The 15,225-nt window shown below is 36.3% G+C and carries 9 protein-coding genes; all 9 read left to right on the forward strand.

Features of this window, described 5'->3' with window-relative positions; genetic code table 11:
* Positions 1-73 precede the first annotated feature (73 nt).
* The 9 genes from M9C83_03655 to M9C83_03695 all read left to right on the forward strand — a co-directional run bounded on the left by M9C83_03655 (position 74) and on the right by M9C83_03695 (position 15,208).
* A complete protein-coding gene (locus M9C83_03655) occupies positions 74-1,303 on the forward strand; it encodes an inorganic phosphate transporter (GenBank protein URQ67302.1) in 1,230 nt (409 codons plus the stop codon).
* A gap of 81 nt (positions 1,304-1,384) precedes the next feature.
* Positions 1,385-3,919 carry a TonB-dependent receptor gene (locus tag M9C83_03660; GenBank protein ID URQ67303.1) on the forward strand — a complete coding sequence of 845 codons (2,535 nt, stop codon included), beginning with the start codon at positions 1,385-1,387 and terminating at the stop codon, positions 3,917-3,919.
* A gap of 70 nt (positions 3,920-3,989) precedes the next feature.
* Positions 3,990-5,027, forward strand: coding sequence for a phytase (locus M9C83_03665; GenBank protein ID URQ67304.1), 1,038 nt, complete (start codon positions 3,990-3,992; stop codon positions 5,025-5,027).
* Positions 5,028-5,093: 66 nt separating this feature from the next.
* Complete coding sequence (locus tag M9C83_03670; protein ID URQ67305.1) at positions 5,094-5,678, forward strand: SOS response-associated peptidase; 585 nt, start codon at positions 5,094-5,096, stop codon at positions 5,676-5,678.
* 146 nt (positions 5,679-5,824) lie between these two features.
* A complete protein-coding gene (locus M9C83_03675; protein ID URQ67306.1) occupies positions 5,825-8,338 on the forward strand; it encodes a TonB-dependent receptor in 2,514 nt (837 codons plus the stop codon).
* A 61-nt stretch (positions 8,339-8,399) separates the two neighbouring features.
* A complete protein-coding gene (locus M9C83_03680; GenBank protein URQ67307.1) occupies positions 8,400-9,065 on the forward strand; it encodes an aquaporin family protein in 666 nt (221 codons plus the stop codon).
* A gap of 206 nt (positions 9,066-9,271) precedes the next feature.
* Complete coding sequence (locus tag M9C83_03685) at positions 9,272-12,139, forward strand: hypothetical protein (GenBank protein URQ67308.1); 2,868 nt, start codon at positions 9,272-9,274, stop codon at positions 12,137-12,139.
* A 25-nt stretch (positions 12,140-12,164) separates the two neighbouring features.
* Positions 12,165-14,768: a TonB-dependent receptor gene (locus M9C83_03690; protein URQ67309.1), complete on the forward strand. Its 2,604-nt coding sequence runs from the start codon at positions 12,165-12,167 to the stop codon at positions 14,766-14,768.
* A 47-nt stretch (positions 14,769-14,815) separates the two neighbouring features.
* A complete protein-coding gene (locus M9C83_03695; protein ID URQ67310.1) occupies positions 14,816-15,208 on the forward strand; it encodes a hypothetical protein in 393 nt (130 codons plus the stop codon).
* Positions 15,209-15,225: the final 17 nt, after the last annotated feature.

The following is a 15,225-nucleotide window of genomic DNA, read 5'->3' on the forward strand; positions in this document are numbered from 1 at the left end:
AATAAAGGTGATAAGTTATATTTCACATAATATAATTTGACACTAATAAATTTCTGGAGTGTGATGCCATAAAATGATCATTGAATTCGCTCTTCCAATTTTAATTCTTACAGCGCTAGCCGGCTTGATAATGGCCTGGGGAATTGGTGCAAATGATGTTGCCAACGCCATGGGAACATCGGTAGGATCCGGCGCTATTACCCTTTCGACCGCTATCTTAATAGCGTGTATATTTGAATTCTCGGGAGCCTTTTTAGCTGGTGGAGAAGTAACCTCTACAGTTAGAAAAGGTATTCTAGATCCCTTACTATTTCAAGATAATCCTGACCTGTTTGTATTTGGAATGATATCAGCACTGCTAGCTGCTGGAACATGGCTTGTGGTTGCTACCTATTTTGGATGGCCTGTTTCAACTACCCACACCATAGTAGGAGGTATAGTTGGTTTTGGAATATTGGGATTATCATTTTCAGCAATAGATTGGGACACGATGTCAGATATAGCTTTAAGCTGGCTGCTCTCTCCCCTCATATCAGGGACTATATCTTTCTTCATATATCTATCTATAGACAAATTAATTTTAGGAAATAACAACCCAATTCAAATGGCACAAAGATATGGCCCAATATATCTTTTCTTTGTTGCCTTTATTGTCAGTATGGTGACTTTTACCAAAGGTCTTAAGCATATTGGTCTAGGTTTAGATTACGTAGATAGCATAATCTATTCATTTATCTTTGGTTTATTTATAACTTTCTTAGGTTTTGTATTTTTATCAAGACTAAGAAATAGTTCTATAGATCAAATTTTCGGAATACTAATGGTATTCACAGCTTGCGTTATGGCGTTCGCCCACGGTTCTAATGATACAGCTAATGCGGTTGGGCCCGTAGCGGCAGTATTTTCAACTGTTATGAATGAAGGCGTATCTAAAGAAGCGGCAGTATCAGTTTGGCTTCTGCTTGGAGGCGGAATAGGGATAGTTCTTGGTTTGGCAATGTGGGGCTATAGAGTTATTCAAACTATAGGAAAAGAAATTACTAAACTAACCCCAACGAGCGGTTTTGCTGCAGAACTGGCAGCTGCTACTACGGTTGTTATCGCATCTGGTAATGCCATGCCCATTTCAACGACGCATACTTTAGTCGGAGCGGTGTTTGGTGTCGGCTTAGCGATGTCTGTTAAAGACCTAGATTTCAAAGTAGTTGGCAAGATAGTAGCCTCTTGGTTGACTACCGTTCCAGCAGGAGCAATTCTCTCAATGATTTTTCTAACACTATTTAGGTACTTATTCCAGATCTAATCGTAACCAAATTGTCACAAAGTGACAGCATAATTGTCACCAAGATTTCAGAAAATATATATTAATATTATGGAGTAGTTTATGAGAAGTCTGAGTTTTTTGTCGATTTTTTCTTTATCTCTTTCCCTTTTTGTACCCAACTTTGCATTTGCAGACGAAGATTCATCGCAAGCCGATGAAGAAGTTGTAGTTGTAGGCTCCCTTGCTAGCTTAAGAAGTGCTCTCAATAAAAAAAGAGATTCTGATAAAAATGTTGGTGTCATTGATTCTGATGCCTTAGGTAATTTTGCTGATATAAATGTAGCAGAATCCTTGAGGAGAATTTCTGGTATTTCGGTTGAAAATGATCAAGGTGAAGGAAGATACGTAACTGTAAGAGGTATGAACACTGATTTAAACGCAATGACTATCAATGGAGTCAGTACAGCTTCTCCTGAAGATAGAAGAGGTGTGATATTAGACGGTGTCCCTACAGATCTTTTAGACTCTATGACAGTTTATAAGACTCTTACTCCAAACTTAGATGCAGATACAATTGGAGGAGCTATAGATTTAGAAACAATTTCAGCATTTTCTTACGGATCTAATTTTGTAAAATTTAAAGCAGAAACTTCTAGAAATGATCTTACCAAAGACAGCAGTAATCCTAAATTATCTGGTACATACACCACAGTTATTCCACAAGAGAGCGGTGATCTTGGAATCGCATTTGTCATCAGCTCCCAAGAAAGACGCATCAAGGCAGAAAATAATGAAACTGGTGGTTGGGGATCTACTTATGTAGATGATGACTATGAAATGCGTTACTACGATCTCACAAGAGAAAGAGACGGAATAGTCCTTAATCTAGATTATGTATCAAATTCGGGAAGTAAAACTTATTTACATCTTTTCCATAACGAATATGAAGATGTTGAATATAGGGCAAAGTGGGAAGTTAGAGATGTAATGGAAGAGTACACACCAACTATATCTGGAACTGTAGCGACATATGGAGCTTCTAGAATGGATACTGAAGGGAAAAATAGAACTGAAATTCGATCTATCGATAATTTAGCTATTGGTCATGAGACACAACTTTCAAATGGAAGCTTTTTAGAAGTTCAAGTGTTTAGATCTGAAGCAGAACAGGATGATACGGATAGATATAATTTAATATTTAGAAGTAAAGAGAAAGACGGTGTTACTACTTTGGATACTGCCAATCCTCAGAAACCAGTTTTGGGACTTCCTTCTGAATTCTATGATGCCTCTACTTTCCCAGGAAAGGCTGCAGAACAAGAATATGCTCTTACTGAGGATGAAGAACAGGGCTTCAAAATTGATTACACGTATATGATCGGTGAAACAGTTGTGCAGACTGGACTAAAGTATAGACAAAGAGAAAAGATAAATAATTATCAATTCTGTGAGTACGATATGCCAAAAGGTACTACATTGGCAGATTATGATTATCAGACAATAGGAAAGTATTTGGCAAATACACACGGACCTGCTCCAACTTTTGAACAAGTCAAATCAATAGTAACCAATAATACTTCTGGAACAGTTACATTCTCAGACGGTACTACCTGTCCTGGACCGGGTACTTTCTTTAGAGGTATGGGTGGTGATGAAGAAGAAGAATCTATCCCAGCAGACTGGACAACAGAAGAAGACATCCTAGCCTTATATTTTATGGGTACGACTTTGTATGAAAACTCCACTTGGGTTTATGGCATAAGATTTGAAGATACTGAAACTACCTACAAAGGTAAAAACTGGAATGATACTTATCTTGGAGATAATGAATTTGAAAATAACTACACCTTTGCAGCACCCTCTTTAAATATTAAATATGATATCTCAGATGATATGGTTCTTAGATTTGGTGCATTTAGATCACTTGTAAGACCTGGGTTTAAAGAATCAAGAGCTGGTGCAATTATCAATGTTGACGATAATGAAATAGAGGGTGGAAATCCTAATTTAGATCCTACCAAAGCCACTAATATCGATATTTCTTTTGAATACTATATTGATGAGAATACTTTCTTAGGAATGGGTGCTTTCTATAAAAATATAGAGGATGCGATTGTAGAGGTTGAATCTCGTAGTTTTGCAATGCGAGGATCAATATGGGATAAAGCGGAAACTTATATCAATGCCGATGATAGCAGCATCAATGGCTTAGAGTTTTCATATCAAACAGCTTTTGATAATGGCTTCATTTTAGTTGCAAATTATACATATGCAGACGGTGAAACTGACTTACCTGCTGATGCTGCCGCAGGACAAAGGACTATTCCATATTTTAAACAAGTAGAAAATACATGGAATCTTTCTCTAGGCTACGACGATGGTCCATGGGATATTAGATTGGCCGCAACATACAGAGACAATTACCTTGATGAAGTAGGATCTAAGCCTCTTAATGATCGTTATACAGATGATCATATGCAAGTTGATTTAACTGCAAAATATAAAGTTAATGATTCTTTAAGAATAACGTTTGAAGCTATTAATTTAAATGATGAACCTGAGTATTATTACTTTGGTAATCCTTCAAGACTCTCGCAATATGACGAGTATGGAGCTACTTATGGAGTTGGATTTAGGTATATCTTGAATCAATAGGCAACTTTCTTTAACATGAAACTCCTCTCTTTGAGGAGTTTCTTTTTTAAAGCTCAAAAAAAACCTTAATATGAAAAATATAATTTTTTTCCTTTTCTTCGTATCATTTACTATGAGTGCTGCCATAGAAGATCATAAAATTTATCCTATTTATGAAACTGAAGCAGTAAAAACATCGGGTGATGCTGCCGATGACCCGGCATTTTGGTTTAACAAAACAAATCCTGAAAAAAGTATTGTTTTTGGAACAGATAAGAAATCAGGTATTTACACTTACGACTTGTCCGGTAAAACATTAAATTATTTTCCCATGGGAAGGATAAATAATATTGATTTAAGATCTGATTATATAATTCAAGACAGAACAGTCTCGTTATTGGCCGGTACAAATCGAGATCTTAATAGAGTTGATTTTCTGTTGATTGGATCAAATGGCAGTGTTGTTGAGTATTATGATAACTCTTATCAGACTGAACTAACCTCTGTTTATGGTCTCTGTATGTTTAAAGATACAGATAACTCTAAAACTTTCATATTTGTTACTGATGAGAAAAGTCTTGCAATATACCAGTATGAGATTCAATCCTATGCTCCTATGTCTGCAAAATTAGTCAGAACAATACCTACTCAATCTGTATCTGAGGGTTGTGTAGTAGATGATGAGTTAAAAATTCTTTATTTTTCCCAAGAAGACGAAAAATCTGGAATCTTCAAGACAACAGCAATGTCAGAAGGTGGAAATATTGAAACAGTAGATTTAATTAAACCATCTGGGAATATAACCGGTGATTCCGAAGGGTTAGCTTTAGTTAAATTACCTGATCAAACATTATTAATTTCATCATCTCAAGATTCTAATGAGTATCTAATTTATACAACCGGCATGGAAAATCAGTACCTTGGTAAATTTACTATTGCAACTTCAACTATAGATGGAACAAGCGAAACAGATGGTATAGAGGCCTTTTACGGGCCATTAAGTCCTCAATTTCCTTTAGGAATTTTTATTGCTCAAGATGATGTAAACCTTGATCAATACGGTGAACCAATAAATCAAAATTTCAAATTTTCTTCTCTGAAAGATGCTATAGATCCTTTTATTAAATAGATAATAAAAGTCATGATATTAACTCAAAGATAAGGCTAAAAATAGTGTAAAATTTGAACAGGAAAAATGTGCGGAAGATTCACACTTAGAAACTTAGATGATCTCAAGACCAGGTATGGAGAAACGGATTTTAGACCTAGTTATAATGTTGCTCCTGGTCAAAAAATATTAGCTCTTACCGATAAATTCCAAACAATGGAATGGGGCTTCTCGCCTTATTGGGCTGAAAAGCCATTCAATTTGATAAATGCAAGAATAGAAACTCTATTTGAGAAACCATCTTTTACTAATTCCAATAGATGTCTTATCCCCTCAGATGGTTGGTATGAGTGGAAGCTAGAAGACGAAGTCAAAACACCATATTTTCATCATCTAAATGGAGATATCTTTTTCTTTGGTGGAGTCTTTGGAGGATACAGAGGGAAGGTGGGATGCGCTATAGTCACTAAAGATGCAGTTGAGTCTTTAAAAAATATTCATCAGAGAATGCCTTTGATTATTTCAAGACAACACTTTCAAGATTGGTTAAACGGAGACAATATTGACTGTTCAGATATTTTTTCTTCAAAAGCAATCAAAACTCATCCTGTTTCGACACATGTAAATAATCCATTCAGTGATGATCCCAAGTGTGTATTTCCCGTAAGCTAGTTATATTTAATATTTTGCCTTATTGAATTTTCATAAATTTTAAATAAAAGTTTCTTAATATTTATATTTTAGAAACCTGTTTGTAACTTAATACACAGAACCGACAATAAAAATATTTAACATCGTTTTCTTTTAAAGGAGACGTAATGAAAAGGAATTCACTATTAGTTTTTTTAACATCCTTCCAACTTATTTTTTTTAATTACCTCAATGCAGAGGATTCAGAAGAGATACTAGAAGAAATTGTAATTGTTGGAAAGCCAATAAAAACCAGTCAGATGGAGTCAATACAAGCTAAAAAAATCTCAGATAATATAGTGGAAGTAATCTCCTCAGATGATATCGGTCGTTTTCCAGATCAAAACATCGCAGATGCTCTTGGGCGAGTACCTGGAGTCTCTATTGAGCGAGATCAAGGCAGATCAAGATTTCTTAATTTTAGAGGAGCACCTCCTCGTTATACAGCCATAGCTTTTGATGGTATTGACATTCCAGGTACAGAAAATGGAAGAATTCCTAGATTTGATGCTTATCCTGCAGTTGTAACATCGCAAATTTTTGCTAACAAAGCAATTACTCCGGATATGACTGGAGAAGCTGTCTCTGGTTATATTGATATTAAAACTTTTTCACCTTCTGACATAGAAGGTTTTTCAGCTGCATTCGATTATGGTCGGGGAGAACAAGATTTAGGAGATGGAGATACTGAAAGAGAAAATTTACGTATTTCTTTCTCCAATGAAAAGTTTGGAATATTGCTATACAACTCTAGTGCCTATAACGAGCAAATCACAACGAACCTTGACGATATGGATTTTACGCTTACTGATTCTGGATACATTCCTACATCAAGCGGTAGTCTTGGAATTAGATTTAATAACTATTTGGTAGATTATGAAAATAAGGCAAATGGCGGCTCACTTGAGTATTATTTCGATGATGGAAACAAACTATTCCTTAGATCAATCAGAACAGAATTCGAGGAAAGCCAACAGAGAAATTCTTGGTATTTAAATTTCGGAAGAGGCGCTGATGCAGCTGGTACAGAGCTTACGCCAGGTACAGGCACTAGTTTAGCTTTAGTGTTTCGATTAGTAGAGGATGGTACTTATGATAATTCTACTGAGATTGACACTTTAGGATTGGACTGGTCTATAGGGGATTGGATGTTGGACGCAAGATATAGCCAAATTTCAATGCAATCAAAATACTGGCTACCAATCCCTTACGGAGCTGGATCAACAGTTGCATCTTACGATGTTACTAATCCTTTTGACCCTAGATTTACCTTGACTGAACCATTGAGTTCACTTGAGATTGATGCAATTTTCATTTTCAACATCTATGGTGAAAGAGAGACTGACAATGATCAATTTAAATTTGATTTAGAGAGAGTCAATAATGCGGGGGTATTTAAAACAGGTTATAAATATGATGTTAGAGATGCTTTGGGAGGGAATGCAAATGATTTAGATTTCGCATCTGCAGCAGCAGTAGATACATCTTCATATGACCAACCTACAAATCTCTGGATGCATGGTGATCAAAGAAATGATATCGGAGGTTTTTATACAGACAATAAAGGGCTAAAAAAAGCTCTGATTGATGCAGGCCTCAAACGACCTGGCATAGCTGATTTACCTTCCAATCTTCTAGAAACCATAGAGGAAACCATGCACAGTGTTTATGCAATGCAAACCATAGATACAGATTATGGAAATATTATTTTTGGCGCTAGATATGAAGATACTGAGTTTGAAACTTCTGGATCAAGATTAGATGCTGAAGGGAATATGGTCCCTCAAATTCTTACTAAATCTTATTCAAATTTTTTACCTAGTTTTCATTTAAACTACAACTTAGATGACGACAGAAAATTACGCCTTTCGGCTACTACTGGTGTCAGCAGACCAACTTATACGGAAGCAAGGGCTTCAGCTACTATTGATCCAACAACTAGATCTATAAGTGGAGGTAATCCTGGTTTAGATCCTGAAGAGTCTTGGGGGCTTGATACTGCTTATGAGTGGTATTTCTCAGAAGCAAGTATTTTTGCAGTAAACGTTTTTTATAGAGAAATAGATAATGTCATCGTAGATTCTAATTCAACCGTTGATGGCTCATTGTATTCCGATGTGGCTCCACAAGGAGAATCATGGACTTTGAGCGGAAGCGATAACGGAAGCGATGGAGAATTGAAGGGATTTGAAATAAATCTCATTGATCGTTTTGATAGATTCTTAGAAGGTTTTTTCTCAGGTTTTGGTTATGAATTGAATTTAGCCTCTGTCGATTCAAGTTTTACTGCTCCAAATGGTGTGAGTTACGATTTACCGGGTACATCAGATTTTACTTACAACGCATCTTTTTTCTATGAAGATTATGGTTTATCTGCAAGATTAGCTTTCAGATATCGAGATGGGTGGTTAGATTCCACAGAGTCTGATGTTATTGGTAGTGCTTATTATTGGGAAGAGCAAGAAAGACTGGAATTATCATTGAGGTATGACCTTGAAGAAATTTTAGGTTACAAGGCAATTGTCTATGCTGACTTTAATAATTTAACTGACTTTGTTGATATTAGAAATTTAGGCGATCTGCCAAATCAAGTTGAAAGTTATGGCTCAAGATATGTCCTAGGCTTTAAGGTAAACCTCTAATCAAATAACCTTTACTAATGTTATAAATCAAGTAACTATATAGCCTGCGTAAAGTGCGGGAATGAATAAAACATTAATCAAGAAACTTTTGGCCGAATTTGTAGGAACATGCTTCCTAGTAATGATTGTCGTTGGTTCTGGGATAATGGCTCAGGGCTTATCAACTGATCAGTTAAGTATTCTTCTGGCAAATACCATAGCAACTGGAGCAGGATTGACTGCATTAATTTGGATATTCATCTCAATTTCAGGAGCTCACTTCAATCCTGCGGTTAGTTTAATAATGCTTTTAAACAAAGAGTTAACATTAAAGGAGTTTTCTTGTTTCAGTTGCGCCCAGTTTGTCGGAGGATTTTTAGGTGTAATTTTAAGCAATATTATGTTCGGAATGGATCCATTGCAGATTTCAGAAAACTCAAGAAGTGGATTAAATATATATTTTAGTGAATTGGTAGCTACATTTGGCCTCATCATTACTATTCTCGGTGTAAGAAAATTAAGTACTCTTGCTATTGCACCAGCAGTAGGATTATATATCTCAGCAGGTTATTGGTTTACATCTTCAACTTCTTTTGCAAATCCTGCAGTAACCTTTGCCAGAGGATTCAGCGATACCTTTACTGGTATCCATCCAGAGTTTATTTTATTTTTCATAATCTTTCAGATTATTGGTGCTTGTTTAGCAATGCTTTTTATGAGTTTTGTACATCATGACGAAGTTAAATAAACCTAGTAAAGCACTTTAAAACACTGAATAGAATTGAATTTGGGAATCTAAATTTAGATACCTTAAAGAAAAGGATCTAGCTTCATGATACGTTGTCCTGTAATTAAAAAATTTTTTTTCATAAGACACATTTATTTCACACTCTAGAAAAGTGATTGTCAAATCGCTCAGGCCTAATATCCGGACTTATTTAGGAGGAGTTCATAATGCTATTACGCTTTTTATCTATATTTGGTTTGTTTTTAATTGTTTCTTGTGGAGGAGGTGGTGATACCTCAATAGATTCTCCAGGAGAACTTGGTCAGGTTTCAGCACCAACAGCTGCTGACCAACAAGTTGTAGTTGGTGGTTCTGTACTGACAGGAACTTGTCCTAGCTCATCAAACATAGATGTTGACGACAGTATTGGTGGTAACACAGTCTGTGCAATATCAGGGACCATAACAGGTGATCTTACGTTAACTGATGATGTAATTTATAGATTAAGCGGCACAGTTAATGTAGGTGCTGATATGGGAGGAGATGGAACAAAAGCTGGGGGTTCAGCTGGTGTTTTAAACATTCCTGCAGGAGTAACCATTGTTTCAAAAACTTCTGCTGATTATCTTGTTGTTCAGAGAGGTTCAAAGATTGAAGCTAAAGGAACAGCATCAAAACCAATTGTCTTCACTCACTCTTCTGTTTTAGATGGTTCACTTTCAAATCCAGATACAGCTAGTGGTCTCTGGGGTGGATTGGTTATCTTAGGTAAAGCACCTATTAATAAATGTTCTAATGATGTTCGAGGTACAGCAAGCTGTGAAAAACTCGTCGAAGGAGCAACAGATGCTCTCATGGGTGGAGCAACTCCAAATGATAATTCAGGAACATTAAGATTTGTTAGAGTCGAATATGCAGGTTATGAAATATTTCCAGGTAACGAATTAAATGGAATCACTTTTGGTGGTGTAGGTTCAGGGACTACTGTTGATTATGTTCAAGTTCATAATAATCAGGATGATTGTGTAGAGTTTTTTGGCGGCACTGTAAACGTTACTCATTTGGTTTGTACAGGAGCTGGAGATGATAACCTTGATATTGATTGGGGTTATACAGGCAAGATGCAGTACGTTGTAGTTAAACAATCTAGAGGAGCTGGAGACCACATTGTTGAATCAGATAATACGAATGCTGATGCATCAGTCGGATATTTAACTACTCCAAGATCTCAACCAAAAATTGCAAACTTTACTTTCCTTTCAACTGGTAGAGACGAAGCTCTTAAATATAAAGAAGGTGTATCCGGTATGTATATGAATGGTGTGGTTGTCAGTTCTGGAGATAAAGGTTGTATTGAACATACCAAGGCAGAAACACTCCAAGACGCACCTGGTTATGACAAAATTGCTCATCATTCTGTCTTCATGGATTGTGGAACTGGTGGTGTTTATAATGCTGGAGACGATTCTGCTACAGTTGCAGAATTACAAGCTTCCATTGAATCTAGAGCTACTAACCTAGTTACTGATCAAACTAATACATTAGTTGGTCAAATGTTCCTAGGCACTAATGAATCTGGTGTTGTTTCGGCATTTACCAATCAAACAGCTGTTTGTGCAGTTGGATCTCATGCAAGTGGAACTTCTACCTTGTGTCCAAGTGATGCAACTCAAATTGATGGTTTCTTCGCTAAAACAAACTATATTGGTGCTTTCGCTCCAGGATCTGATGAAGACAACAACTGGGCAGCAGGATGGACTAAAGGTCTTTTTACTGCACCAGAATGTCCAGCCGGAACTTTTGAATCCGAGCAGCTAGAAGGTAAAAAAGTCTGCAGTGTTCAGGGAACCATAACAAGTGATGTCACCTTAACAAGAGGCAACTTTTACAAGCTTGTAGGAAAAGTACAAGTTGGTGAAGACATGGGTGGTGATGGAACAAAAGATGGTGGAGTCAGTGCTACTTTAACTATAGAGCCGGGAGTTACTGTTTTTGGTGAATCAGGATCTGATTACTTAATCGTAATGAGAGGTTCTCAATTAATGGCTAACGGTACAAAATCTGCACCAATTATCATGACTGGTAGAGATGATGTTACAGGCCAAGCTACTCAGTTTTCAAGAGGTTTATGGGGTGGGTTAGTTTTACTTGGCCAAGCTCCAATAAACAAATGCTCTAATGATGTCCGAGGAACCGCTGCTTGTGAAAAAGTAGTTGAAGGTTCATCCGATGCACTTATGGGCGGAAATACTTCTGACGACTCAAGTGGATCACTAAAATACTTAAGAGTTCAGTATGCTGGATATGAAATATTTCCAGGTAACGAATTAAATGGAATCACTTTTGGTGGTGTAGGTTCAGGAACTACTGTTGAATACGTCCAGGTTCATAATAATCAAGATGATTGTGTAGAATTCTTCGGAGGTACGGTTAATGTCAAATACTTGATTTGCACAGGTGCTGGAGACGATAACCTTGATATTGATTGGGGTTACCAAGGGAAGCTACAATTTGTAATTGTTAAACAATCATCTGATGCGGGTGATCACATTGTAGAATCTGATAACACCAATGCCGATGCATCTGTTGGTTATTTAACAGAGCCTAGATCTCAACCAATTATTTCAAACTTTACTTTTATCAGTAATGGTAAAGATGATGTTATCAAGCTCAAAGAAGGTGTTTCAGGGATTTATACAAATGGTATTGTAATAGATGCATCTAATAGTAAGGCTTGTATAGAAACCACTAAAGCTGAAACTTTCCAAGATGCCGCAACAACGCCAAAGGTTACATTTAACTCTGTAGCGTTTGATTGTAAGGCGCTTGCAGCACTGGGTGATGACGCAGGAACACTTGCTCAGGCTGAAGCTTTAATAACCGTAGGAAGCAATAACCTTTACTCTGCAGATTCTGGTGGGGGCTCATATGTCCCAACAGTTTCAGGGGTAATTAATGGTACAGCTGAAAATGCAATGACGGTTGCTGATAAATCAGCCGATTCATTCTTTACAACTACTGATTACGTAGGGGCTGTTAAAGACTCTACTGATACTTGGTATAAAGATTGGACTGTTGCTGGAAGCTTAAATTAATCAAGGGTAAAAATAGGAGTTACTAATGAAAATATTTTCAAGTAAAAAGTTTGGCTTAACGACTCTATTGCCCTTGTTACTACTAACCTCTTCAATTTCTTCAGATGAAGTTGATGAGGTGGTAGTCAGCGGATACTTCATTCCAGACGAAAAAAGAGATACTTCAGAAATAAATGTAGTTTTAGATAGTACTGCAATAGAAAGGACTGGCGATGACAATATAGCTGTTGCATTAACTAGACTCACTGGTTTGAGCTTAGTAAGAGGTAAATATGTCTACGTTAGAGGTCTAGGGGAAAGATATTCTGCTGCTACACTCAATGGCGGTATTCTACCAAGTCCTGAACCCCTTAAAAGGGTTGTTCCATTAGATCTTTTTCCAACTGAGGCAATTGAATCCGCTATTGTTCAAAAAACATACTCTGCAGAATTGAATGGTGAATTTGGTGGCGGTATGATTGCAATTAAAACAAAAGCAGTTCCTAACGAAAGAATTGCATCTCTATCTTTATCCACAGGTTACAACACAAATCATAGAGAAGATGGTCTTCTTTATGATGGAGGTGGAGATGATGACTGGGGCTATGATGATGGTATCAGAGATTATCCAGCTTCAGTTGCAAGTGCAATTGCTGCTGGTACCAAAATTGACCGATCTAACTTTGAACCATACCAACTAGCTAATATAGCTAGAGAATTTGAAAACTCTAAACTATGGGTGATTCAAAAGGGCAATGTTCCTGCCAATGGTTCATTCAATGTTACCTATGGCAATGAACTTGATTGGGATCTCGGTAATGATCTATCATCTGGATTTCTATTAACAGCTGGAGTTAAATCTTCTTGGCAAACTCAAGAAGGTCTGAGGCAAACTGGAGACTTGCAAGCTAATTCAGACGGAACCGTATCTGTAATCAAGGCCGAAGATAAGACATTTATGTCTACGTCTAATGATGCTACTACTTATGGAATGGGTGTTTTTGGAGTTGAATCGGATTCTACAGAGGTAAAATTGACCTCCTTATACATTCATAAAGGTACTAAAGAAGCAAGATCCATAACTGGATATGATCCAAGTGATGCTGCTGATGTACGAGAAGATTACACTGAATTTTTTGAAAGAACTTTACGTAATAATCAACTAAGTTTTGATAAGATTTTTCAAAATGAAATTACTTTGAACGGAAGAGTATCTTTCGGAACGGCAACTCGTAATGCACCTTATGAAAGATCAGTTTTTTATGAAGATAGTGATAATGACGGTATATTTTTATACGATGTTAATACAGGAAGAAACCAAACTCAGTTCAGTACCGTAGATGATGATGTTTTTAATATAGGATTAGATCTTACGTTTCCCATCGAAACTGATACCGCTGATTTAATCTTTAAAATTGGATTAGATCAGAAAGTCAATGATAGGGAAGCCGAAGTTAGAAGCTACAGATTTTTAGCTGCTGGTGGACCTCTCCCCGATGATTTACTTGGAAAAAGAGTTGATTATATATTTGCTGACCAGAACCTTGATCCAAACAGACTTTATGTGATTGAAAATACTGGTTCTTCATCACCTGCTGGATACGAGGGTGAGCTTGAAATTGATGCCTATTATGCATCCGTGGAAGCGTTGATCTCTGATCAATTTAGGATTTCTGCTGGTGCTAGATACGAAGACGGAACACAGGAAATTAATACCTATGATCTTTTTACTGGTAAAGATAACTCAATTGATAAAACAATTGATGAGGATTATATTCTTCCTAGCCTTACACTTACATATCTACCAGAGAGTTACGAAAATCTTCAAATCAGATTTGGTTACTCTGAAACTATTGCTAGGCCAACATTCAGGGAATTGTCACCTACATTATTTGTCGATGTAGATACTGATAGGGTGATAGCTGGATCTTTATATCTTGAAAATTCAGAGATAGAAAATTTTGACCTCAGATTTGAATATTATTTTGATCAAAATCAATTTTTAACGCTTGGTGCTTTTTATAAAGAGATTGACAAACCAATTGAAGAATCAGTTACAGAGATTGGAGACCTGGTAATTACTTCATACCAAAACGTACCGTTAGCTGAAATAAGCGGTTTCGAATTTGAATTTGAGAGAATTTTTGACGGTTTTGAATCATCCTGGCTTGCAAGTAAAGAACTCTTAATGAAAGTAAACTACACTTTCACTGACTCTGAAATTGTTATCGGAGAAGGTGATACGTTTGTTAATTTGGTAGGTGTGACCGAATTAGCTTCAAGCTTGTTAGCCAACGGCAGGGACTCTAGATTACAGGGTCAATCTGATAATATTCTTAACTTTCAAATTGGTTTCAATGATTTCATTGCAAATTCTCAAGGTACCCTAATTTTTAATTATGTTGATGATAGGGTTAGGGCAAGAGGAATTGATGTTTTACCAGATATCATAGAGGAAGTACCAACAACTCTTGATTTTGTTTACTCACGAAATTTTGACCGTGATGACTTAGAGAACCCTTTAAAACTATCATTGGAGATTCGAAATATTTTAGATGAGTCCTATGAGGCTACTGTTGCTGATAATATTTTCTATGATCAGTATGATTTAGGTAGATCCTTCTCATTGGGATTAAAATATCAGTTCTAATTCTATTTTTACTTTAGAATGGGCTCTACGGAGCTCATTTTATTATTATGGAAAATTTAAACATAGCTAAGAAAATAATTTTTTATGGTTTAATTTGCTCTGTTTTAGTTGCATTGATTTATCAACTTTTTTTAATATTTAATGCACCAAACTTTAAAGAAACATCTCCCATAAATATTTCAGCTACAGTTAATACTAATTTAACCTCAAATTATAGTAATCAAACTGCAACTCAGCTAACCAATGATGAATTTTCCTATAAAGTAGTTGGTTATAGGGCGGGAGAGAAAAATAGTTCAGTTGTACTTAGAAAAGCTGATGTCGATTATGTTGTTCAACAAGGTGACTTGATTGATAACACCTACAGACTAATTTCTGTTAGTAAAGAAGAGATAGTATTTGATAGAGCAGGAAAACAGTTGTATATCAAAATAGATTAAGAATACCCTTTTTTATT

The sequence above is a fragment of the SAR86 cluster bacterium genome (assembly GCA_023703575.1).
In the GTDB taxonomy this organism is placed as follows: domain Bacteria; phylum Pseudomonadota; class Gammaproteobacteria; order Magnimaribacterales; family Magnimaribacteraceae; genus Magnimaribacter.

What these genes read in the sequence shown, in the direction of transcription:
- M9C83_03655 (URQ67302.1), top strand. Translation starts at nt 74, where the DNA reads ATGATCATTGAATTCGCTCTTCCAATTTTAATTCTTACAGCGCTAGCC.
- M9C83_03660 (URQ67303.1), top strand. Translation starts at nt 1,385, where the DNA reads ATGAGAAGTCTGAGTTTTTTGTCGATTTTTTCTTTATCTCTTTCCCTT.
- M9C83_03665 (URQ67304.1), top strand. Translation starts at nt 3,990, where the DNA reads ATGAAAAATATAATTTTTTTCCTTTTCTTCGTATCATTTACTATGAGT.
- M9C83_03670 (URQ67305.1), top strand. Translation starts at nt 5,094, where the DNA reads ATGTGCGGAAGATTCACACTTAGAAACTTAGATGATCTCAAGACCAGG.
- M9C83_03675 (URQ67306.1), top strand. Translation starts at nt 5,825, where the DNA reads ATGAAAAGGAATTCACTATTAGTTTTTTTAACATCCTTCCAACTTATT.
- M9C83_03680 (URQ67307.1), top strand. Translation starts at nt 8,400, where the DNA reads ATGAATAAAACATTAATCAAGAAACTTTTGGCCGAATTTGTAGGAACA.
- M9C83_03685 (URQ67308.1), top strand. Translation starts at nt 9,272, where the DNA reads ATGCTATTACGCTTTTTATCTATATTTGGTTTGTTTTTAATTGTTTCT.
- M9C83_03690 (URQ67309.1), top strand. Translation starts at nt 12,165, where the DNA reads ATGAAAATATTTTCAAGTAAAAAGTTTGGCTTAACGACTCTATTGCCC.
- M9C83_03695 (URQ67310.1), top strand. Translation starts at nt 14,816, where the DNA reads ATGGAAAATTTAAACATAGCTAAGAAAATAATTTTTTATGGTTTAATT.